Annotated in this window: 19 protein-coding genes; 11 read left to right on the top strand and 8 right to left on the bottom strand. The window is 57.9% G+C overall.

Going from position 1 to position 21,756, the window contains the following annotated elements; genetic code table 11:
* Position 1: 1 nt before the first annotated feature.
* The 6 genes from ACR0LF_RS04930 (at position 2) to ACR0LF_RS04955 (ending at position 4,687) form a co-directional block, all read left to right on the top strand.
* The gene (locus ACR0LF_RS04930; protein WP_480575819.1) at positions 2–1,078 is read left to right on the top strand and encodes an ABC transporter ATP-binding protein; all 1,077 of its coding nucleotides are present in this window, start codon (positions 2–4) and stop codon (positions 1,076–1,078) included.
* The gene (locus ACR0LF_RS04935; protein WP_058280832.1) at positions 1,075–1,938 is read left to right on the top strand and encodes a carbohydrate ABC transporter permease; all 864 of its coding nucleotides are present in this window, start codon (positions 1,075–1,077) and stop codon (positions 1,936–1,938) included. Before ACR0LF_RS04930 ends, ACR0LF_RS04935 begins: the two co-directional genes overlap by 4 nt.
* Positions 1,935–2,732: a carbohydrate ABC transporter permease gene (locus tag ACR0LF_RS04940; RefSeq protein ID WP_058280831.1), complete on the top strand. Its 798-nt coding sequence runs from the start codon at positions 1,935–1,937 to the stop codon at positions 2,730–2,732. Before ACR0LF_RS04935 ends, ACR0LF_RS04940 begins: the two co-directional genes overlap by 4 nt.
* Positions 2,733–2,740: 8 nt before the next feature.
* Positions 2,741–3,142, top strand: coding sequence for a DUF2160 domain-containing protein (locus ACR0LF_RS04945; RefSeq protein ID WP_480575823.1), 402 nt, complete (start codon positions 2,741–2,743; stop codon positions 3,140–3,142).
* Positions 3,143–3,207: 65 nt separating this feature from the next.
* Positions 3,208–3,603 carry a BlaI/MecI/CopY family transcriptional regulator gene (locus ACR0LF_RS04950; protein WP_480575826.1) on the top strand — a complete coding sequence of 132 codons (396 nt, stop codon included), beginning with the start codon at positions 3,208–3,210 and terminating at the stop codon, positions 3,601–3,603.
* Entirely contained in the window at positions 3,590–4,687 is a 1,098-nt protein-coding gene (locus ACR0LF_RS04955) for a M56 family metallopeptidase (protein WP_480575829.1), read from the top strand. The genes ACR0LF_RS04950 and ACR0LF_RS04955 overlap by 14 nt, the downstream gene beginning before the upstream one ends.
* A 10-nt stretch (positions 4,688–4,697) precedes the next feature.
* On the opposite strand, the gene ACR0LF_RS04960 is transcribed toward ACR0LF_RS04955, so the two are convergent.
* On the bottom strand, positions 4,698–6,101 hold the full coding sequence (locus ACR0LF_RS04960; protein WP_480575831.1) for an MATE family efflux transporter: 1,404 nt from the start codon (positions 6,099–6,101) through the stop codon (positions 4,698–4,700).
* A 191-nt stretch (positions 6,102–6,292) separates the two neighbouring features.
* On the opposite strand from ACR0LF_RS04960, the gene ACR0LF_RS04965 reads away from it, so the two are divergent.
* Positions 6,293–6,718, top strand: coding sequence for a VOC family protein (locus ACR0LF_RS04965; protein WP_480575834.1), 426 nt, complete (start codon positions 6,293–6,295; stop codon positions 6,716–6,718).
* 45 nt (positions 6,719–6,763) lie between these two features.
* Here ACR0LF_RS04965 and xylA read toward each other — a convergent pair whose 3' ends face one another.
* The 4 genes from xylA to xylF form a co-directional block, all read right to left on the bottom strand.
* Positions 6,764–8,071: a xylose isomerase gene (gene xylA / locus ACR0LF_RS04970; RefSeq protein ID WP_480575837.1), complete on the bottom strand. Its 1,308-nt coding sequence runs from the start codon at positions 8,069–8,071 to the stop codon at positions 6,764–6,766.
* A gap of 10 nt (positions 8,072–8,081) precedes the next feature.
* Positions 8,082–8,879 (bottom strand): ATP-binding cassette domain-containing protein, encoded by a 798-nt coding sequence (locus ACR0LF_RS04975; protein ID WP_480575839.1) that lies wholly within the window; start codon positions 8,877–8,879, stop codon positions 8,082–8,084.
* Positions 8,879–10,177, bottom strand: a complete 1,299-nt coding sequence (locus ACR0LF_RS04980; RefSeq protein WP_480576188.1) for a sugar ABC transporter permease — start codon at positions 10,175–10,177, stop codon at positions 8,879–8,881. Before ACR0LF_RS04980 ends, ACR0LF_RS04975 begins: the two co-directional genes overlap by 1 nt.
* Before the next feature lie 76 nt (positions 10,178–10,253).
* Complete coding sequence (gene xylF, locus ACR0LF_RS04985; RefSeq protein WP_480575841.1) at positions 10,254–11,273, bottom strand: D-xylose ABC transporter substrate-binding protein; 1,020 nt, start codon at positions 11,271–11,273, stop codon at positions 10,254–10,256.
* Positions 11,274–11,426: 153 nt separating this feature from the next.
* Here xylF and ACR0LF_RS04990 point away from each other — a divergent pair, with 153 nt between their 5' ends.
* Positions 11,427–12,644, top strand: coding sequence for an ROK family transcriptional regulator (locus tag ACR0LF_RS04990; RefSeq protein WP_480575844.1), 1,218 nt, complete (start codon positions 11,427–11,429; stop codon positions 12,642–12,644).
* The gene (locus tag ACR0LF_RS04995; RefSeq protein ID WP_480575848.1) at positions 12,634–14,145 is read left to right on the top strand and encodes a CRTAC1 family protein; all 1,512 of its coding nucleotides are present in this window, start codon (positions 12,634–12,636) and stop codon (positions 14,143–14,145) included. The genes ACR0LF_RS04990 and ACR0LF_RS04995 overlap by 11 nt, the downstream gene beginning before the upstream one ends.
* Here ACR0LF_RS04995 and ACR0LF_RS05000 read toward each other — a convergent pair whose 3' ends face one another.
* From ACR0LF_RS05000 to xylB, 3 genes are read right to left on the bottom strand one after another with little or no spacing between them, the layout of a single operon-like run.
* Positions 14,146–15,444 carry a cytochrome-c peroxidase gene (locus ACR0LF_RS05000; RefSeq protein WP_480575851.1) on the bottom strand — a complete coding sequence of 433 codons (1,299 nt, stop codon included), beginning with the start codon at positions 15,442–15,444 and terminating at the stop codon, positions 14,146–14,148.
* Positions 15,441–16,391 carry an aldose epimerase family protein gene (locus ACR0LF_RS05005; RefSeq protein WP_480575854.1) on the bottom strand — a complete coding sequence of 317 codons (951 nt, stop codon included), beginning with the start codon at positions 16,389–16,391 and terminating at the stop codon, positions 15,441–15,443. The genes ACR0LF_RS05000 and ACR0LF_RS05005 overlap by 4 nt, the downstream gene beginning before the upstream one ends.
* Complete coding sequence (gene xylB, locus ACR0LF_RS05010) at positions 16,388–17,845, bottom strand: xylulokinase (protein ID WP_480575857.1); 1,458 nt, start codon at positions 17,843–17,845, stop codon at positions 16,388–16,390. The genes ACR0LF_RS05005 and xylB overlap by 4 nt, the downstream gene beginning before the upstream one ends.
* A gap of 330 nt (positions 17,846–18,175) precedes the next feature.
* Between xylB and ACR0LF_RS05015 the strand changes: the two genes are divergently transcribed.
* Both ACR0LF_RS05015 and ACR0LF_RS05020 read left to right on the top strand, forming a co-directional pair.
* On the top strand, positions 18,176–20,629 hold the full coding sequence (locus tag ACR0LF_RS05015) for a GcvT family protein (RefSeq protein ID WP_480575860.1): 2,454 nt from the start codon (positions 18,176–18,178) through the stop codon (positions 20,627–20,629).
* A 31-nt stretch (positions 20,630–20,660) separates the two neighbouring features.
* The gene (locus ACR0LF_RS05020; protein WP_480575862.1) at positions 20,661–21,665 is read left to right on the top strand and encodes an Ldh family oxidoreductase; all 1,005 of its coding nucleotides are present in this window, start codon (positions 20,661–20,663) and stop codon (positions 21,663–21,665) included.
* Positions 21,666–21,756 lie beyond the last annotated feature (91 nt).

Raw genomic sequence — 21,756 nt, forward strand, 5'->3', positions numbered from 1 at the left:
CATGGCACAGATCAAGCTTTCGAACCTGCGCCATAGCTATATGCCTGCGCCGAGAGGCCCCGAGGATTATGCGCTCAAGGAAATCGACGTCACTTGGCGCGACGGCGGGGCCTATGCGCTGCTTGGGCCGTCGGGCTGCGGCAAATCCACGTTGCTGAACATCATCTCGGGTCTGCTGACCCCGTCCGAGGGGCAAATCCTCTTCGATGATCGGGACGTAACCGCTCTGCCCCCCGATCAGCGCAACATCGCGCAGGTTTTCCAATTCCCGGTGATCTACGACACGATGACCGTAGGCGAAAACCTTGCTTTCCCACTGAAAAACCGGGGTGTTGACCCGGCGACAATCAAGCGTCGAGTCGATGAGATTGCCGAGATGCTGGACGTCACAGATATGCTGGGCACACGCGCCTCTGGTCTTAGCCCGGATAACAAACAGAAGATCTCGATGGGGCGCGGCCTGGTCCGTGATGACGTGAACGCGGTGATGTTTGATGAACCCCTGACCGTGATCGACCCACACCTGAAATGGAAACTGCGGTCCAAGCTGAAAGAACTGCATCAGCGCGTCAAAGCCACGATGATCTACGTGACCCACGACCAGACTGAGGCGCTGACTTTCGCCGACGAAGTGGTCGTGATGCAGGAAGGCGAAGTGGTGCAGATCGGCACCCCGGTCGAATTGTTCGAGCGGCCTCAGCACACATTCGTCGGCCATTTCATCGGCTCGCCCGGTATGAACGTTCTGCCCTGCGAGGCCAAAGGCGACCGCGCCGTGTTCGAAGGCCACGAGGTTATGTTGGAAGGTCCCACCCATGGAGACGGAGGCCGCACCGATCTGGGCATCCGACCCGAATATGTGGGTTTTGGCGACACCGGTATCCCGGCGCATGTGACCAAAGTGTCAGACATTGGTCGCCACTATGTGGTCAGCGCGATGGTCGGCAACACAGCCCTCAAGGCTGTTACAGAACATGAGGTCCCCGAGCCTGGCTCGCAGGTATTCCTGCAATTCAAACCAGAACAATCCCGCGTCTACCGCGACGGCTGGATCGCAACCGAGGAGCGGGCGCAATGAGAACGGAAAACCAAAAAGCCTGGTTCTTTGTCCTGCCAGTTCTGGCGCTGGTCGCGTTCAACGCACTGGTGCCGATGATGACGGTGGTGAATTACTCGGTTCAGGAAACCTTCGGCAACAACCAGTTCTTCTGGGAAGGCCTGGGCTGGTTCGAGCAAATCCTGCGTTCCGACCGGTTTCAGGCGGCACTAGGGCGGCAGTTCCTGTTCACCTTCCTGATCCTGCTGATCGAGGTGCCGCTGGGCATCATCGTCGCCCTCTCGATGCCCCGCAAAGGGTTTTGGGTGCCTGTCTGTCTGGTGCTGATGGCCCTGCCGATGTTGATCCCGTGGAACGTGGTCGGTTCGATGTGGAACATCTTCACCCTGCCCAAGATCGGCCTGCTGGGATATTTCCTGAACGACGTTCTGGGCATCAACTATGACATGACGCAACAGCCGATCTCGGCTTGGATCACGGTCATTGTGATGGATGTCTGGCACTGGACCTCACTGGTTGTTCTGCTGTGTTATGCGGGCCTCGTGTCGATCCCGGATGCCTATTATCAAGCCGCCAAGATCGATGGCGCCAGCCCATGGTCGGTGTTCCGCTATATCCAACTGCCCAAGATGAAAACCGTCCTGACCATCGCCGTTCTGCTGCGATTCATGGACAGTTTCAACATCTATACCGAGCCTTTCGTTCTGACCGGCGGCGGCCCCGGCAACTCAACCACCTTGCTGTCGATCGACCTTGTGAAAATCGCGCTGGGACAGTTCGACCTTGGCCCTGCGGCCGCGATGAGCCTGATCTATTTCGCCATCACGCTGCTGGTCTCTTGGGTCTTCTACACTCTGATGACAAAGGATGACGCGCAATGAAGAAGCGGTCCCTTATCCCGATCCTCTATATCGCGTTCCTGATGCTGCCGATCTATTGGCTGGTGGCGATGTCCTTCAAAACCACGAACGAGATCCTGTCGGGCTTTTCCCTGTTCCCCCAGACCTTCACGCTGGAGAACTACATCACCATCTTCACCGACCCGACGTGGTACTGGGGTTACATCAACTCGATCATCTACGTGACGATCAACACGGTGCTGTCGGTTTGTGTGGCGCTACCTGCGGCCTATGCATTCTCGCGCTATCGGTTTCTGGGCGACAAACAGTTGTTCTTCTGGCTGCTGACCAACCGGATGGCCCCTGCGGCCGTGTTCGCGCTGCCATTCTTTCAGCTGTATTCGTCGATCCACTTGTTCGACACCTATCTGGCCGTGGCGTTGGCACATACGCTGTTCAACGTGCCGTTGGCGGTCTGGATTCTGGAAGGCTTCATGCGTGGCATTCCGAAGGAGCTGGACGAGACGGCCTATGTCGACGGCTATTCCTTCCCGCGTTTCTTCGTGACGATCTTCCTGCCCAACATCAAAGCGGGTGTCGGCGTCGCTGCCTTTTTCTGCTTCATGTTCTCTTGGGTGGAGATGCTGCTGGCCAAGACTCTGACAGCGGTCGAGGCCAAACCCATCGCCGCCGTGATGACCCGCACCGCTTCCAGCGCGGGGTATGAACTGGGCTTGTTGGCGGCTGCCGGAACCCTGACCATCATCCCCGGCGCCATCGTCATCTGGTTTGTCCGCAACTACATCGCGCGCGGTTTCGCGATGGGACGTGTGTGAGGTTCGATATGCGTAAACTTCTTCTCACCCTCACCTTCTTTCCTTCCGTGGCCTTCGCCCAGCAGGCCGGATGGGGCAATGTCGGCAAGCAAGAGGAAAAAGGGTTCTCTTGGACAGATCCCCTATGGCCCGATTTCTGGATGGCATGGACGCCGGCAACGTTGGCCCTGTTCGTTGGCATCTTCTCAGCCATCGCCCTGATCGGGGTGCTCGAAGGTTTCAAGTACCGCGACGGGATCGAGCGGCGCGGTGTCCTCGGCCTGACCACCACGCTGGGTGACAGGTTGTTCATCACCTTGTTGGGCTCGGCCTACATCTTCCTGGCCTGGCTTGGACTGGTCGGGCAACCGGTCTGGACGCCGCTTTTCTTGTCCATCGGCTGGGGAATTTTCGTCTTCTGGAAAGTTTGAGCTTTGCGTAGCAGCCAAAGGATGTTTGTCTGTCAGGCATACTAAACATGACGACACCGAGATCGATGCGAAAGAAAAAGACAACAAATCTGCTGACCGAGGTCGAACTGGAGTTCATGAACGAGCTCTGGGCCCTCGGGCAAGGCTCGGTGCGCGATGTCCTGGACCGCCTGCCCTCAGAACGCAATCTGGCCTACACATCCGGTGCCACGATCCTGCGCATTCTGGACGAAAAGGGCTTTGTGGAAAGCCGCAAGTCAGGAAAGACCCTGATCTATACGCCGCTTCTGGAAAAGGACAGATATCAGGCCCGTTCGCTGCAAAACCTGTCCCGCACTCTGTTCGACGATACCCCTGCCACTTTGGTTGCTCGGCTTGTCGATGATGCGGGGCTGAGCGAAGCCGACCTAGAGGAAATTCGAGCGCTGGTAGAGAGGAGACTGCAAAATGACAGCGGTTAGACCGGTTCTCGACGTATTTATCGAACTCAACATCGTGCTGGCCTTGTCGGCCGTCATCTGGCTGGTGGCGCGTGCTGCTTTGACCCGCACAGCCTTGCGCCATAGCTATGTCGTGCAGCTGCATGCACTCAAAGCTTTGTGCGTTTGCGTTCTGATCAGCCCGTTTCTTGCGTTCGGTGTATCATCTCTGGCCACTTTTGTTCGACCGGGAAGTGCTGTGGCCCTTGGTGACATCGCAGTTGCGGCTTACCTGCGCGGCGATATCGCCATGCCCGCCACGCAGTTCGAGGCCCTGCTGAACACCCGCGAAAGGTGGATTGATCTTGTCCTGTCAGGTCAGAAACCAGTGATCATCGCGCTCGCCGTAATGCTTGCCGTTGTCGCGGCTGTGTTCGCCGCCCGCGCCCTGCGCGATGCTGTGATGATCCGTCAAACCGTCAAATCCAGTTTTCTTTGGAGGCAATCAGCCAAGGTGGATATCCGCCTTTCCGACCGCATCACCGTTCCATTTGCAGTACGCGGGCTGCGCCGCCGCCATGTCGTTCTGCCCAGCCATCTGTTGGATACCCCACGCGAACTGCGCTTCGCGTTGGCGCACGAGTTTCAGCATGTTCGGGCTGGCGATGTGGAATGGGAGCTGGGCTTTGAACTGCTGCGCCCGCTCTTGTATTGGAATCCCGCCTATCTGATGCTCAAATATCAGTTCGGCCGTTTGCGCGAACTGGCCTGCGACCAGTCAGTGGTTGCCCGCAAACGGATTGATGCGCGCGAATACACTGCGTGCCTCCTCGATTACTGCGCACGCACAATCTCGGCTAACAATCCACGTGTTCTGAATGTTGCCTTCGTGACGGGTGGCAAGGCCAAGCGCGTGTTGCGCCAGCGCGTGCTTGCTCTGACTGATGCTCAGCCGACGGTGCCCACCCTGCCTGCTTTGTTTCTGGGGATGGCATTGACCTTTGCTACCCTACTTGCGCTCGGGTCAGCTTCGATCCAGCAGACGCAGGATTGGAGCCATGATCGCCTGATGCTGTCGACGGTTGTGAATCTAGAGCGTCTGGAAGCGCGCAATCAGGGGAACTGATCGCCACTTGTCACCAGCCACGACGCCCAAACAGCGAGTGAAGCCGACCCTGATCGGTAAAAGGCTCGAGCGTTTGTGTGCGCTCCAGCCGTGCCACCACGCGCTCGACCAGAACCCACCCTATGACAGCAAAGATGATGCCTCCAAAGGCCTGGCCCAAAAGAACGCCGGGCGCTCCGGCGATCTGTGAGCCAAGCGTAGCAAAAACCCAGGTTCCAACGGTGTGGCGGCCCCAATTTATCCACGTCGAGTAAACCGGATGACCCAGATTGTTGAAGCTGGCATTCGTCACGAAGATCACACCGTTGAAGAACGAAGCCAAGGCCAGTGGGCCGCAGAACAGATAAATCAGAATCCTGGTTTCACCCTCGGCGGCGAACAGATCCGCAATCGGTGCGCGCAGTAAAAACAGGATGGCCGACATGCAAAGGACATAGATCGCCGTAAACTTGATCCCAGCCAAAAACGCAGCACGCACCCGGTCGAATTTTTCGGCCCCAAAATTCTGCCCGATGATTGGCCCAATCGCGCCAGACAGAGCGAAGATGACCGAGAACGCCACCGGCAGCAGCCGACCGATCACCGCCATACCTGCAACCGCATCTGTTCCGTATTGCGCAATTTCCCGCACCACGATGGCATTCCCGATCGGCGTGGCAACATTCGTCAATACGGCAGGGATCGCGATAGCCCTCACAGGGCGCAAATCCTGGGCCACCTGGTTCAGCGAAGGGCGCGCAAATCCCTGATGTACCCGCAACGCTGGTAACAAGGCCGTCGCCAACATGCACAGCCGCGCCAGAACCGATGCAATGGCGGCCCCGTCCAGCCCTAGCCCGACGGCAAAAATCAAAATCGGGTCCAGAACCGCATTTACCACGCCGCCGTAAATCGTCGCCATCATGGATCTCCGCGCATCCCCATGGGCACGCAACACGGCCATCGCCGCCATCGCGATCGACATCACACACATGGTTGGCAGGATGATCGACACATAGCGCGTGGCCAGCCGCAAGACCTCGCCTTCGGCACCCAGCAACGACAACAGGTAGTTCACGTTCAGCAGTACCAGAGCCGAGGTGATCAACCCAACAATCAGCCCGAGAACGGCCACACTGGACGCATATTGCCGTGCCTGTTCAGCCCGCCCTGCCCCAAGCTCACGGGCAACCAGCGCCCCGGCAGAAATCGACAGGCCGATATTGATCGCGTTGGTGAAAAACAGCAGCGTTCCGGCATAGCCGACAGCCGCCGCCAGCGCATCGTTACCCAGCATCGAGATGAAAACCATGTCCACAAAGTCGACCGCAAAGATGGCCATCAGCCCGATGCTCGTCGTCAGCGACATGCGGGCGACATGCCGCATCAGGCTGCCGCTTAGGAAAACGGCTTCGGTTTGGGATTGGCTGGACATTCTAACCCGTCATATTCCGTGTTCTACCGAGCCAGCATCACAGATCACAACCGAGCGTCAATGGTTTCGTTCCGAGCTTTCCAACTGAAGCCGGAGCCCAACGTTGCCTGCCCTTCTGTTTTGGCATCCACAGCCCCACGAGGACGTGTTAGAACGTCCGAAACACTGATGGTTCAAAGCGAAAGCAGAGCATGAAACTGGAATTCCACCACATCAACTTCGTGGCTGATGATGTTGATCGTATGCATGATTTTTACACAAATGTGCTGGGTCTGGATGATATCCCACAAGACAATTTCCCGCGCACCGAAGCCGACAACGACAGCGGCTATGACGGCAAAATCCGCTTTGCAACCGAGGGCCACATGCAGATGCATTTAGCCGAACGCGCCTTTGATGTGGCCTTCAAGAACGGGCGGGTTATCAACCCGGTCGAGCGTGGCCACATCGCCTTTCGCACCGACGATCTGCCCGCCTTCCTCAAGCTGTTGGACGAACGTGGCATACCCTATTCCGACTACGGCACCACCTTTGCGAAAGAGTGGCATCAGGTGTTCTTTCACGACCCAGAAGGCAACGTGATCGAAGTTCATCAGCAGGTCGTTCAGGACGCTTGATCAGCAAAGGGGCGGAACCAACCGCCCCGACCGGGTTTCCGTCCCTCAGACAAATCTGTTGACGTAGTTTTCCAGAACTTCCTGGCGCCCTGATCGCGGTTGTGGATTGAGGTCGTCCGCCACCACCCGCGCCGAAATCTCGTCCAACCCGGAATTCAGCATCGCCTGCGCCTCGGGCGTTTTCCAGCCCGCGTACCTGTCCGCCAGAGCTTGCTCCAAACCACCATCTTCAAGCATCGCTGCCGCTGCTTTCAGGCCCCGGGCGCAGACATCCATCCCGCCCACATGCGCGGCGATCAGATCTTCGGCGTCGATGGACTGCCTGCGCAGCTTGGCGTCGAAATTGGTGCCACCGGTGGTAAACCCGCCCGCCTTCAGGATGTGGTAATAGGCCAGCGCGACTTCGGGTGTACTATTGGGAAACTGATCCGTATCCCACCCCGATTGATAATCGTTCCGGTTCATGTCGATCGACCCCAACATCCCTTCTGCTGCGGCCACTGCGATCTCGTGCTCAAAACTATGCCCGGCAAGGATCGCGTGCCCCTGTTCGAGGTTCAGTTTGACCTCATCCTCCAGCCCATACTTGCGCAGGAAGCCAATGCAGGTGGCGGCGTCGAAGTCATACTGATGCTTTGACGGCTCCTGCGGCTTGGGCTCGACAAGGATTGCGCCCTTGAACCCGATCTTGTGCTTGTACTCGACCACCATGTTCAGGAATCGGCCCATATGATCCAGTTCGGTCTTCATGTCGGTATTGAGAAGCGTCTCATACCCTTCGCGCCCGCCCCACAGCACATAATTCTCACCGCCCAGCTTGTGGGTGGCATCTATGCAAGACTTCACTGTTGCAGCGGCAAAGGCAAAGACGTCCGGGTCAGGGTTGGTACTGGCACCGCCCATCCAGCGGCGATGGCTGAACATATTGGCCGTGCCCCACAGCAGCTTGGTGCCCGATACCTGCATCTTGTCACCGATATAATCGGTAATCTCATTCAACGTGCGTAGGTTGTCTGCAAAGTTACCCTGTTCAGGACGAATGTCTGCGTCATGCCAGCAGAAGTAAGGTTGCCCAAGGATCTGGAACATTTCAAAGGCAACATCGGCCTTCATCTTGGCCCGTCCCATATCGTCTTGCGGATGCCAGGGGCGCTCGAAGGTGGGACCTCCAAACGGATCTCCACCCTCCCACGCGAAGGAATGCCACCACGCTACGGCAAAACGCAGGTGATCCTCCATGCGTTTGCCCATAACGATCCCGTCCGGGTTGTAGTGACGGAATGCGAGCGGGTTCTTGCTGTCCTCGCCCTCGAACCGGACCTTCTCGATCCCCTGAAAGAAACCGCTCGTCATCTCGCTTACCTCATTCCGTCTTTTCGCCGGGCTTCTTGCCCAGAATGATCATCGACAACAGGTCGTCATCCGTGACATCGGCAATGTCCACTGTGCCAACCAATTGCCCATTCTTCATGACCGAGGCCCGGTCACACAGCTCCATCACCGCGTGCACATCGTGGTCGATCAGGAAAATCCCAATCCCCTGCGCTTTGAGCTGCTGGATCAGGTCTGCCACCATCTGAGTCTCGTGCGGGCCAAGTGCGGCCGTGGGCTCGTCCATGATCAGGATACGCGCGTTGAAATACACCGCGCGGGCAATGGCCACCGATTGCCGCTGACCGCCTGACAGGGCCGAGACCGGGTCATTGAACTTCTGAAAGTTCGGGTTCAGCTGCGCCATGATCTTGCGGCACTCTGCCTCCATCGCGGCATCGTTGACCAGACCGAAAGGGGTGACCATTTCCCGACCCAAAAACAGGTTCGAGCTTGCATCCAGATTATCTGCCAGCGCCAGCGTCTGATAGATCGTCTCGATGTTGTTCGCCCGCGCATCCCGTGGGTTGTTGATTTCAACCTTGTTGCCGTCGATCAGAATCTCGCCATGGTCTTTCTGATAGGCGCCCGAAAGCACCTTGATCAAGGTGGACTTACCGGCCCCGTTGTGGCCCAGAAGGCCCACAACTTCGCCCGGGTAAAGATCGACCGAAACATGGTCCACCGCCTTGATCCCCCCGAAAGAAATCGAGATATCGCGCATTTCCACCAAAGGAGGCTGGCCGGACCCACGGCCCGAAGCTTGGTTCTGTGTTTCTTGAGCTTGCATCATTTCGCCCCCAGACGTTTGCGATAGACGATGTCGATATAGACGGCGAGGACCAGTACGGTACCGACGACGATGTTCTGGAACGGCGCGTCAACGCCAACCATGGCCATGCCCGATTGCAGCGCCTGCATGATCAGCGCGCCAAGGATCGCGCCATAGATCGTACCGATACCGCCCGACAGCGCCGTTCCACCGATAACGGCAGCGGCAATCACGCGCAGCTCATCCAGCGTGCCGATATCGTTCGAGTGGTTGGCCAGACGGGCCGAGGCCACAACCGCCGACAGTGCGCACAGGAACCCCATCAGGGCAAAGATTTTGACGGTCATCATGCGGGTGTTGATACCCGACAGCTCTGCCGCGTCCGGGTTGCCGCCGGTGGCAAAGATATAGCGGCCAAAGCGGGTTTTGCGGGCCACAACGGTCAATGTCACCGCCACAAGGATCAGGATGAGGACCGAGATCGGAATGCCGTAGCCGACGATCAAACCTTCGGGCATTGTTTCACCGCGCGCTTCAAACATACGTTCCAGACGGCGTGTCGGAATTGCATAGCTGTTGACGATCAGGACATAGCCCATGATGGCGATGCCAATGATCCCGGCCAATGTTGATTCAGCCCAGATCGGTTTCACTGGGAACCCGTGGGCCGCTTTGGACCGACGACCGCTCCAAAGCGCCCAGATCGCGATGGCCGTGGCCGCAAGGCCGAACAGAAGGCTGACCGTTGTTCCCAACGTCCCGTTGGTGCCCCCGAACATCAGAAAAGTGCTGTCCAGCGGGCCGATCGTCTGACCATCGGTCATGTACCAGGCGACGTTACGCCAGACCAGAAATCCACCAAGTGTGACGATGAACGCAGGGATCGTCAGATAGCCCACCATCCAACCATGGAAAGCGCCGATCAGTGTTCCGACCAAAAGACCCACCACCAAAGTGATTGCCCAGGTTGCCGGGTGGTTCAGACCCATTCCCAGTACGTTCGGCAACAGCTCGGTCTGTGTCATTGCCATGACGGCAGATGTGGTTGCCAGCAGTGCGCCAACAGACAGGTCGATGTGGCGCATGACGATGATGAACACCATGCCACAGGCCATGATCGCGACCGAGACGGTCTGGATCGACAGGTTGAACAGGTTTCTGGGTGTCAGAAAGCGGCCATCCGTCACGATGTTGAAGCCGATGCACAGGATGATGAAGGCGCCGATCATGCCCAATAGCCGCATATCCAGTTCCAGCTGCTGGAACAGGTTGGCCTTTGCTTTTTGGGGTACCGGCTGAGACGAAGTTTCGGTCATAATCCGATCTTTCATGTTCAGCTATGGTCTCTGGCCCAGCCTTGCGGGCCAGAGACGTGATGATTTGGAACTTGGTTTAGTTACAGGGTGCAGGGCCGTTTTCGACGCCCTGGCACAGGTCTTCCAGTGGGATCCAGCCAGCATCGACCACAACCGACAGATTGTCCTTGGTGATCGGCACAGGTGCCAGGAAAACCGAATTCATCTCGGTCCCACCGGGCGAAGTCCAGCTGACCGCGCCGTCGACGTCCGCAGGGCTGGTCCCCCCGCTCAACGCAACCGCGATTTCACCGGCCGCTTTGCCCAGTTCACGTGCGTCTTTCCAGACGGATACGGTTTGCGTGCCTTTGGCAACCCGGTTCAGTGCCGCGTGGTCGCCATCCTGACCCGAGACAGGAATGCCATCCATGCCCTGTGCGGTCAGCGCGGCAACAGCCCCGCCCGCGGTACCGTCATTCGAGGCGACCACGGCATCAACGTTGTTTTCGTTCGCGGTCAGGATCTGTTCCATGTTGCGCTGTGCGTTCGCAGGCAGCCAGCCGTCAGTATAAGCCTCACCCACAATCACGATGTCGCCACTGTCAACGGCGGCCTGAATGATCTCTTGCTGACCACCGCGCAGGAAATCCGCGTTCGGGTCGGTGGGCGAACCCTTGATCATCACGTAGTTGCCTTTGGGCATTGCCTCGAACACCGCGCGCGCCTGCATCCGGCCAACTTCGACGTTGTCGAAGGTCAGATAAAACGCACGGTCATCTTCGATCAGACGGTCATACGCGATGACCGGAATGCCTTCGTCCGCCGCAGCCTGAACTGCCGGACCGATGGCCTGAGAATCCTGCGCCAGAATGATCAGCGCATCAACGCCTTGGGCGATCAGGCTTTCAATATCCGACAATTGCTTGGCCGACGATGATTGCGCATCCGACGAAATGTATTCGGCACCGCCGGCTTCAAGTGCAGCCTTGATCGCCGCTTCGTCGGTCTTCCAGCGCTCTTCCTGGAAATTCGACCAGCTGACACCGACCGTGGGCTCTGCGAATGCAACTGTCCCCATCAGGACCGCCACAGCAGAAGCGCTGAGAATTCGTTTCATGATTTCCTCCCGGTTTCATTGAGCCATCGCTTCATGATTCGTGGCCCCGATAATTCTGAGTAGCATATTTATTTCAGTCGGTAAAATATTTATGCTATCGGTAACAGAAAAAACCTCCTAGGTTGAAACGGGAATTTGATTCGCGAGGGCAAGATGCTGAAAAGCAAAGCTTCTTCAAACGCCACGGACCAAAGAAACGTCACCCGCTTGCGTGTGCTGGAACAGATTCGTGCAACCGGGGCCATCTCGCGGATCGATATTGCAGCGATGCTTGAGACCAGCCCCGCAACCATCACAACCGCTACAGCAGACTTGCTAACGGCCGGATTGATTCAGGAAATTGAGGGCGAAGCGAATTCGAATTCCGCGCGTCGCGGCAGACCGCGTGTGCTGCTCAAACTGCACGGCGGAAGCCATATGATCGCTGGTGTGAAAGTGGCGCGGCATCAGATTTCGGTCATTCTGGTGGATTTCGAAGGCACTGAAATAGCCGCCTACACGCATCCGCTGGACGAGGCGCGCATGGCGCCCACATCTTTCGCACAGACTATCCGCGCGGCTCTGGACCTTGCATGCGCGGCGGTAGACCGGTCCTTGTCAGACCTGTCCGGTGTTTGCATCGGAATTGCTGGATTGATCGACGCAGAGCAGAATTTCGTGCATTGGTCATCTTCTCTGACAGAACGAAACGTGGATCTGAGCCCGCTTCTGTCCGAGGCGCTCCCCTGCCCAGCCTTCATCGAGAACGACGCCAATCTGGTCGCAAAGGCGGAACAACTGTTCGGACTGGGCAAGGGTCTGAAGAACTTCCTAGTTGTGACGATCGAACATGGTATCGGTCTGGGTATCGTTCTGGATGGCAAGCTCTATCGTGGCGAGCGCGGGTGCGGTGCGGAATTCGGACACCTTAAAGTTCAGTTGGATGGCGCATTGTGCCAGTGCGGCCAACGCGGATGCCTAGAGGCTTATGTGGGCGAATACGCCCTGATCCGCGAAGCGACCATCGCCAACCAGACCACGGACCCGCGCACTCTTGTTGACATCCTCGCTGCAGCGAAAGCTGGAGACGCCCGATCCAATTCCGTTCTGGCCCGCGCCGGTCAGATGTTTGGCATGGGGATTTCAAACCTGATCAATTTATTTGATCCCGAGTGCATCATCCTGTCCGGTGCCAGAGGCAGTTTTGATTACCTGCATTCAGACGAGGTGATGGCACGTATCCAAAACGGTGTCGTCAGCGTCGACGCGCCTTTGCCGGAGATCAAAGTAAACCATTGGGGTGACTCTATGTGGGCCAAGGGTGCGGCGGCTTATGGGATTGAACAGGTCTCGATCCTGAAGGTCAGGGAATTGGCGACTCATGCAAACTAAGATCCTGGTCCTGATTTCAACGGCATCAACTGCCGTTGCCGATACCCCTGCCCCACGCTTTCAAAGCGTCGAAATGCCCAGCCATGTGTACGATGGCGGCTGGGAACATTTCGTCGGCGGAGGTGTCGCCGTCTTCGATTGTAACGGTGACGATCACCCGGAACTGTTTGTCGCGGGCGGATCGAACCCAGCGCAGCTTTTTATCAACACATCCGACGCAAGGGTCAGTTTTCGCGCGGACACGCCAAGCCAGTTGTCACTGACCGGTGTGACCGGTGCCTACCCGTTGGACATTGATGGCGACGGGCTTCTGGATCTGGCGGTTTTGCGTGTAGGCAAAGACCTCTTGCTGCGCGGCAAAGCGGACTGCGCGTTTGAACCATTCGCAGCACTTAATTTTCAGTCTCAGGATCATTGGACCACCGGGTTTTCCGCGACCTGGGAAACCGGAGAAACTTTGCCGACGCTGGCCTTTGGTACCTATGTCGACCGCAGCAACCCGGACGGGCCCTTTGAAGCCTGCGGACCAACGCTGCTGTATCGACCGGAAGGGGCTGCCTATGGCGATCCTGTCCACTTGGAGCCCGGTCATTGTTCCTTGTCCATTCTGTTTTCCGACTGGGCGCGAACAGGTCGTGCCGATCTGCGCATCAGTAACGATCGTCATTACTATGTGCGTGGCGGGCAAGAGCAGTTATGGGCCATGGAAGACACCCCGCGCCTGTATGGGCCGGAAGACGGGTGGCTGCCCTATTCGATCTGGGGCATGGGGATCGCCTCTCGGGATTTGACCGGTGACGGTTTCCCCGATGTGTACCTGACGTCGATGGGGGACCAGAAATTCCAGATTTTTGATCCCGCGGCGGACGGGCCGACTTGGCGGGATGCGACCTATGATCGGGGCACGACAGCGCACAGGCCGCATGTCGGTGAGGATGGCCGCCCCTCGACCGGTTGGCACGCTCAGTTCGGGGACGTCAACAACGACGGGCTGGACGACATATTCGTCGCCAAGGGCAATGTTGAACAGATGCCCGATGCGGCCCAAACCGATCCCAACAACCTGTTGATGCAGACCGCCGACGGTCAATTTGTCGAAACGGCTTCAGAAGCTGGTGTTGCTTCGATGGAGAAATCTCGCGGTGGTGCTTTGGCCGATCTCAATGGCGATGGATGGCTGGATTTGGTGGTGGTCAATCGGGGTTCGGACCTTGAGGTTTTTCAAAATCAACCACAGGCCGGTAATTGGCTTACAGTGGACCTCAGCCAAAGCCACACCAATCGCGCGGCTGTTGGCAGTTTTATCGAAGTGAAAACGACTGCAGGCGTTCAAACCCGCGAAGTGACCGTCGGGGGAGGGCACGCAAGTGGAATTGCCGGACTTCAACACTTTGGTCTAGGAGATGCCGAAGCTGCTGAGATCAGGGTGATCTGGCCGGATGGCGAACCCGGAGAATGGCAAACTTTCGGTGCCAATCAGGCGATCCACCTCAGCCGTTGATCACTGATCCACAGGCAATCCGCTGGGAACCGTTTCAGGCACGCCCAGTCGTACTGCCGGGTCTTCCAGTGTGCTCAGGAAACTCAGGATGGCGTTGACCTCTTCATCGCTCAGGCTGATTGGGGCCAGATCGTTTGACGCAGCAATCGCCTCGACATGCTGAGGGTCCAGCAGAGCCTTTTGGTCCTTTGCCCCTGAAAACTTTGGCAAATCAGCTTTTTCGATCGAATAATCGCGTAATGCGGCAACCGGGTCCAGATGATGACGCACGACATCTTCAAGCTGCGCGTAAGCTCCGCTGTGGCCATACGGCGCTGTCAGGGTTACGTTGCGCAGCGAAGGCGTGCGAAACGCAAAGGCGTCCTTGGCGTCCCCCGTGACGCGCAGCCGTCCGTCGTCCCGAACATGGTTTTCGAACCGCGCTGCTTTTCCGGGGCCGATCTGAGGCATTGCGATGGAATGGAAGCTATGGTCGGTCTGGAACCACCCGGAATGACAGGTGCTGCACCCGGCCTCTCCATAAAACAGCTCCATCCCTAATTGCGCTTGTTCGGGCAGCGTTTCTTCGCCCCGCATCGCACGGTCAAAAAGGCTGTTATCCGCCCGCCACTCGAAAGCAATGAAATCAGCGATGACATTGGCGATTGCGATAAAGGTGATGTCCTCTCCGGGCGCGATCTCGTCAAACCGCTTTTTGTATTCCGGTATCTCGTTCACGCGTGCGGCGATCAGGTCCCAGGCTCCACCCTCCTGAGTCAACAGGCCGAGACGTACGGCCTTGCTCACGTCGTTTTCCGAATAATGCCCCGCCATTTCGTCAGGTGACAGCACCGGGAACATCGCCTGAGCCGCCAAAGCCGACCGGAACCCCGGCCTCATATGCGTCCCCAATGGGGTTCTGATACCGTTGGGCTGAGACGGATCGGCCTCTAGGCGTCCGTCATGAAAAAACGTGGTGAATTCCACCGCTCCGAGGTTCCACATCGCGGGCGAGTTCCGGGGAATGCGCTGCTCAGGCATATTGTCCTGAGCAAGCCTGCGCTCGGCCCCCAACCCCGCGCCGCCTTCTCCGATCCCCAACGAGAGCCCGTCAGACGTTCCCAGTTTCGGATGATGGCAGGTTCCGCAACTGATGTTCCTGTTCCCTGACAGGATCGGGTCGTAAAACAGCAGTTGCCCCAGTTCCACGTTTGAAAGGTCGGGCTCGGCAAATTCGGATTGCGGGCCGAGGTCTTGTGCCTGAGCCGTTGAAAGCATCAGCCAAATGCCCACCGCACTAGCAGTGATCAGAACTCTCATGATCGACCCTCAGAAATTTCCAGTGTAAGTGTTTGTTTATACGCGTTGTCGGGCGTGTGGATGACAGACGGGAACGAAGGGATGTTCACGGCGTTCGGATATCCTGATGGCTCAATGCAAAGCCCCGCCCCCGGCTGAAATGGGTCAGACAGATGAGCCGCAGTATAAACCTGTGCGCCGGGTTGATCCGAGTAGACGTTCATTCTCAGCCCTGCAGGCGTTTCAACCTCGGCAACAGGGTGGTCTAGGTTCGCCGCCCCTTCAAACACAAAATAGTGGTCCAGTTCACGTCCATCCTCCGCGATAACGCGGGTCGACGCGTAACCCAGTGATGTATTTCCGACATTGTTCACCATCCCGGATGGAACAGATAGTTCGTCCAGCGCCAAAACCCGGTTTGAACTCAGCTTCAGACGGCAATCTTGAATGCCCTGCGAACAGCCCAAAGTATAATAATTGTGCTGTGCAATGCTGATCGGTGTGGATCGATCCGGTCGAGCCGTAATCGAATAGGTCAGGCGTGGATAGGCCAGTTCAACTCGCAGCTCGAACGTGACTTCTCCGGGAAATCCGCCTTCTCCGTCCGGTGAAGTCAACGACAGAACAGCTCTGTTTGGGGCGACTTTCTCCACGTTCCAATGTTTGTTGAAAAGCCCGTCCAAACCGCCGTGCAATGTGGTTGGCCCTTCATTTGCTGTCAGGTGATGGACACGTCCCTGCATTGCAAATTGCGCCCCACCGATACGGTTGGCCACGCGCCCTACAATCGCACCAAGGTAAAACGGGTCCGTCAGATAATCCTGCGGGTTTTCGTACCCCAAAATCAAAGGCGTTTCGCCAAGCCACCATCCCTGCGTGACTGCACCATAGCTCAACAGGGAAACGGACATGTCGCCGTCTTCAAGAAAGACCCTCTCGATGGGCGTGGAATTGAGATCACCCTTCATCGCGCAGCAAACGGGGACAGCGCGGCATAGTACTGGCGATACCGCTGGTATTCCGCATCATAAGCGTCGAACAACTCAGCACGCGGTTGAATGACTTCAGCGACGTCAGGGGGTAGCATGACGTTCTTTGGGTTAGAACCTTGTACCGCGCAGGCCGCAAGACGTGCCGCCCCGATGGCAGCGCCGAACTCACTCCCCTTGGGCAGAGCAAGCGGCGTGTTCAGAACGGTTGCGAGCGTCTCCAGCCAAAAGCGCGACCGCGCGCCGCCGCCGACAACCAACAGACTTTCCGGCTTGGTGCCTGTACGCTTGAGCGCCTCAAGACAATCGCGCATGGCAAAGGAAACACCCTCCATCACGGATTGCGTCAGGCTGGCGGTTTCCGATGCGATATCCAGCCCAAGGAATGCCCCTCGGATTGCGCTGTCATTATGAGGCGTTCGCTCACCGGACAGATAGGGCAGGAATGTGACCCCTGATGGTCCCTCCACCCTGTCCGGCAAGACCGAAGCCAATGCGCTGACCGGCTGACCCAGATTGCGGGACAACCAGTTGAGACTGTTTGTGGCCGACAGGATGACGCCCATTTGAATCCAGCGCTCCGGCACCGCATGACAGAAACAATGAACCGCAGTTTCCGGAGCAGGCGCGTAGCTTTCCTTGGCGACCAGCAGCACACCCGACGTCCCCAATGAGAGAAATCCGCTGCCCTCACCGATACTACCGATGCCGCACGCTGCTGCTGCATTGTCCCCTGCCCCACCCGCCACCACGACGGACCCGGTCAGGCCCCATTGCTGCAATATTTCTGGCCGCAGTTCACCGCCAGCAGCACTGCCCTCAACCAGCTCGGGCATCTGGTCCCGGCGCATGTGGCTTAGATCAAGCGCAGTGTCCGACCATTCGCGTTTTCCAACGTCCATCCATGCCGTACCGGCACTGTCGGACATGTCGCTGACATAGGAACCGGTCAGCCAGAAGCGCAGATAATCCTTCGGAAGCAGTACTTTGGATATCTTCGCAAACACGTCAGGCTCATGCCCCCGCACCCATTCCAGCTTGGGCGCGGTAAAGCCCGGGAAAACGATGTTCCCGGTGATCGTGCGCATTGACGAGAGCCCATCCAACTCGGCCGCTTCTATGGCAGACCTCGTGTCGTTCCAAAGAATACAGGGCCGCAGCACCTTGCCGTCCTTATCCAGCAACGTAGCCCCATGCATATGTCCGCTCAGGCCGATCCCGCGCACCGTCGAATATGCGACGCGGTTCAATTCGCGCAATTGCAAGACGACCTTTTGACAGGCTTCTACCCAATCGGACGGATCCTGTTCCGACCAGCCGGGATGCAATGTCGAAGTCTCGACACCGGCTTCGGCCTCTGCCACGACACTGCCATCTTCACCAACTATTATTCCCCGAAGACCTGACGTCCCCAAATCCAGACCGAGATACACGTGCTTCTCCCCATATGCAGCACAGATTGTCGACGCCCTACGCCCGCGTCGAACCGATGCCTGATCTTATCAGCATAGTTTGCGCTAACATAGCAATCCTAACAGACCATTGCACATAAATTTATGAGTGCCTTCCATGAATTTGCCAAAGAAATTGGCCCAAGACCGTAGCCGGAAAATCAGAGATTACCTGAGCTAAGTCAGAACAGAAAATTTTTCCGATTGCCTGACATTGTTTTCCCGTAAAGAGTTCCGGAAGTTCTCGATTAACTGATTTCAAAATGACTGCCCGTCTGAACACGAAATCAGTCGCAACAAGGAATTCGGCGAATGAAATCACATGCCAAAGTTGTCGTCGTTGGCGGCGGATGTGTTGGGGCATCAATCCTTTACGGATTGACGCAGCATGGGTGTTCAGATGCGGTCATGTTGGAACGGACTACACTGACCTCGGGCTCGACCTGGCATGCTGCGGGCCTGCTGGTCACTTTTGTGCGGTCTCACAACGTATCGAAGATGACGATGGAAACCATCCGCATCTATTCCGAGGTCGAGGAAAAGATGGGCGCTTCGGTTGGCCTTCGCAAAGTGGGTCAGCTGCGCGTTGCCAATTCGCAGGATCGTTGGGACGAGTTTCAGTCCTACATCTCGATTGCCGAAGCTGCTGGTGTGCCTTGCAAGCTGCTGACCCCGGAAGAGATTGCCGAGGTTCACCCGCTGCTGAACCAGTCCGAGAACATCCGGGGCGGTATCCTGCATACCGAAGACGGCTATGTGAATCCGGCCGATATCACCATGGCGCTGGCGAAACTGGCGCGTGACGCAGGCGCGACAGTCTATCAGAACACCGAGGCGCAATCCTACGAAAAGCTGGACAACGGCCATTGGAAGGTCACAACCAACCAGGGTGAGATCACTTGTGAGCATCTGGTCTTCGCCACCGGCAACTATGCCCGCGAAAACGCGCGCAGGGTCGGTCTGGACTTGCCCTGTATCCCTATTGTTCACCAGTATTGGACCACCGAAACCGTGCCGCTGCTGAAAGAGCGCCGCGCGCAGGGCTTACCTGAATTTCCGATCCTGCGGGATGAGGATTACGGTGCCTATCTGCGCGAGGACGTTGGCGGTATCCAGTTCGGCCCCTATGAATTCACCAAGGACCTCAAACTGTTTGCCGAAGATCGCGTGCCGCCCGAATTCGGCGCCGATCTGCTGCCCGAGGATTTCGACGCGGTGGAAACCCAGTGGGAGCGCGCTATCGAGCGCGTGCCGACGCTGGGCGAGGTTGGCATCAAGGCCAACACTCGCGGGCCGTTCCAGATGACCCCGGACGAGCTGCCTCTGGCCGGTCCTGCCCCGGGTCACGAGAACCTGTGGCTGGCCGAAGGCATGCCGGGCGGTATCCTGTGGGGCGGGACCGTGGGCAACCGTCTGGCCAAGTGGATCGTCAACGGCAATCCGGACATGGACATGTCGGAACTCGACCCGCGCCGGTTCTCGGACTATGCATCCAAACGCTGGACCATGGACAAGGTGCGTGAGACCTGGGGCACCCACATGAACGCGCATGTGCCCGGTGAAGATTTCCCCGATGCACGCCCAATGAAAACTGTGGGGTCCTATGACCTGCTGACAGCGCACGGCGCCGTCTGGGCCAGCTTCAACGGTTACGAATTCCCGCGCTGGTTCGCCAAATCGCCCAGCGAAGCGATCCCCGAACACTCCTTCCGCCGCACCAACCACATGGAACTGGTGCAGGAAGAGGTGCGCCGCACCCGCGAAGAGGCCGGTTTCATCGAAATGTCGCCGATGACCAAGTTCACGGTGCGCGGACCGGGGGCTGCCAAATGGCTGGACGGTCTGATGGCCAACAAGCTGCCCAAGGTGGGCCGCATGACCCTGTCGCTGATGCTGAACGACAAGGGTGGCATGGATGCGGAATACACGGTGGTGCGCTATGCCGAGAATGATTTCTATCTGATCTCAACCCCAAACTGGCGGGCCTATAACTGGGATCAGATGCAGCGTCTGTTGCCCAAGGACGGCTCGGTCATCATGGAGGACATCTCGGAACAACTGGGCGTGATTGCACTGGCCGGACCCAGGGTGCGCGAGATTCTGCAACCGCTGACCGACAACGACCTGTCGAACGAGACCTTCCCGTGGCTGTCGGCGCAGATGGGCGAAGTGGGATATGCCAAAGGCGTTCACCTGCTGCGCGTGTCCTATACCGGCGAGCTGGGCTGGGAACTGCACCACCCGGTCGGCTATAATCGCCATCTTGTCGATCTGCTGCTGAAAGCGGGCGTGAAGCCTTTTGGGCTTGAGGCGCTGGAATCCATGCGGCTCGAGAAATCTTATCGCGCCATCAATCGTGAGATCTGCAAGGACATGACCCCGTATGAGGCCGATCTGGGCCGCTTCGTGGCCATGACAGAAAAGGTTGGCGGGCAAGTGTGCGAACGTGACTTCATCGGCAAGGCTGCGCTGCTGGAACAGCAGGAAGAGGGTGGATACAACACTCTGGTCACGCTGAAACTGCCGCTCTGCGACACCTCGGTCATGTTTGACGAGGGCGTCTATGCCGATGGCAAGTTAATAGGGCGCGTCACGTCGGGCGGGTTCTCGTACTACTGTAACCACGATATCGCGATGGCACTGGTGCCGCAGGACATGACCGCACCGGGCACCACGATGCAGGTACTGGTCCACAATGAGATGCGCGACGCCGAGGTGATCGACGTCTGTGCAGTCGACCCCACCAGCGCCCGCGCGCGTGCCTGAGCGCACAGAGATAAAGATTGGAACTGAACAGATGACTGAACAATCAACCAAAACGCTGTCCCTTGCCGAAGTTCGAGAGCTGGCAAAGTCGGTTCTGGTGTCTGCAGGGATGGACGCGCATGGCAGCGATATCCTTGCGGATATCGTCACCCGGTCCGAACGGGACGGTCCCCGCAGCCACGGATTGCGCATGTTGCCGGTCTATGTCCAAAGCTTTGCCTCGGGATATGCCAACGGCCATGCGACGCCCAGGATCAAACAAACTGCCCCGGGCGTTCTGCGCGGCGATGCGGACAACGGTTATTATCAGATCGCAGCAGCAGAGGCCCGCGGCCAATTGATCGCGCTGGCCCGGGAAAACGGCATAGCTGCTTTCACCTGCGCAAACTGTCACCATCTGGCTGCCCTGCGATTTGATACCGAACCCTTGGCCGAGGCCGGTCTGGTGGCTTTCGCCGTTATCAACTCATTGTCCATGGTGGTTCCGCAAGGTGGGGTGCGTCCGGTCTTTGGCACCAACCCGATGTCATTTGCCTGCCCGCGTGAAGGCGGCGCACCTGTGGTTTGGGATCAGGCGTCTTCCATGGTGGCGCTCATGGATATCCGTATGGCCGCAGCCGAGGGGCACGACCTGCCCCGCCCTGCCGGTCTTGATCCTCAAGGCAACCCCAGTATGGACCCCAATGCCATCCTTGAAACCCGCAGCCTTTTGCCTTTTGGCGAACACAAGGGGGCCGCGATCGCCTTCATGGTTGAAGTGTTAGGGGCCGCGTTGGCAGGCGGAACCCTGTCCGTAAACAACGAGGAGCGCGAGGCCTTCGGAGCACTGAACATCAAAGGCGGCGCGACGCTGATTGCGATTGACCCCACCCGGTTCGGCAACGCGGCGTTCAACGAGTATGTCGCGCGCATTTGCGCGGAAATTTCTGACAACGGCAACGCCCGCGTTCCGGGTGACGGACGTCTGGCAAAACGCGCAGCGGCCGAGGCCGATGGCATCGAGGTGAGTATCGAGGTTCTGGCCGCGCTCACGTAAGAACGGCGAACATTGGCCATTGAATTTTGCGCGGCACCGGCTCGGCTTTTCCGCGGTCTGGGCTCAATGGCCACCAATACGGGCCTTGACG

It is taken from the genome of Ruegeria sp. E8, assembly GCF_056533985.1.

Coding starts and splice junctions, on each gene's coding strand:
- ACR0LF_RS04955 (WP_480575829.1), top strand. CDS start 3,590: ATGACAGCGGTTAGACCGGTTCTCGACGTATTTATCGAACTCAACATC.
- ACR0LF_RS04960 (WP_480575831.1), bottom strand. CDS start 6,101: ATGTCCAGCCAATCCCAAACCGAAGCCGTTTTCCTAAGCGGCAGCCTG.
- ACR0LF_RS04975 (WP_480575839.1), bottom strand. CDS start 8,879: ATGCAAGCTCAAGAAACACAGAACCAAGCTTCGGGCCGTGGGTCCGGC.
- ACR0LF_RS05005 (WP_480575854.1), bottom strand. CDS start 16,391: ATGAAGGGTGATCTCAATTCCACGCCCATCGAGAGGGTCTTTCTTGAA.
- ACR0LF_RS04935 (WP_058280832.1), top strand. CDS start 1,075: ATGAGAACGGAAAACCAAAAAGCCTGGTTCTTTGTCCTGCCAGTTCTG.
- ACR0LF_RS04945 (WP_480575823.1), top strand. CDS start 2,741: ATGCGTAAACTTCTTCTCACCCTCACCTTCTTTCCTTCCGTGGCCTTC.
- ACR0LF_RS04980 (WP_480576188.1), bottom strand. CDS start 10,177: ATGACCGAAACTTCGTCTCAGCCGGTACCCCAAAAAGCAAAGGCCAAC.
- ACR0LF_RS04990 (WP_480575844.1), top strand. CDS start 11,427: ATGCTGAAAAGCAAAGCTTCTTCAAACGCCACGGACCAAAGAAACGTC.
- ACR0LF_RS05000 (WP_480575851.1), bottom strand. CDS start 15,444: ATGAGAGTTCTGATCACTGCTAGTGCGGTGGGCATTTGGCTGATGCTT.
- ACR0LF_RS05015 (WP_480575860.1), top strand. CDS start 18,176: ATGAAATCACATGCCAAAGTTGTCGTCGTTGGCGGCGGATGTGTTGGG.
- ACR0LF_RS04965 (WP_480575834.1), top strand. CDS start 6,293: ATGAAACTGGAATTCCACCACATCAACTTCGTGGCTGATGATGTTGAT.
- xylA (WP_480575837.1), bottom strand. CDS start 8,071: ATGACGAGCGGTTTCTTTCAGGGGATCGAGAAGGTCCGGTTCGAGGGC.
- xylF (WP_480575841.1), bottom strand. CDS start 11,273: ATGAAACGAATTCTCAGCGCTTCTGCTGTGGCGGTCCTGATGGGGACA.
- ACR0LF_RS04930 (WP_480575819.1), top strand. CDS start 2: ATGGCACAGATCAAGCTTTCGAACCTGCGCCATAGCTATATGCCTGCG.
- ACR0LF_RS04950 (WP_480575826.1), top strand. CDS start 3,208: ATGCGAAAGAAAAAGACAACAAATCTGCTGACCGAGGTCGAACTGGAG.
- ACR0LF_RS04940 (WP_058280831.1), top strand. CDS start 1,935: ATGAAGAAGCGGTCCCTTATCCCGATCCTCTATATCGCGTTCCTGATG.
- ACR0LF_RS05020 (WP_480575862.1), top strand. CDS start 20,661: ATGACTGAACAATCAACCAAAACGCTGTCCCTTGCCGAAGTTCGAGAG.
- ACR0LF_RS04995 (WP_480575848.1), top strand. CDS start 12,634: ATGCAAACTAAGATCCTGGTCCTGATTTCAACGGCATCAACTGCCGTT.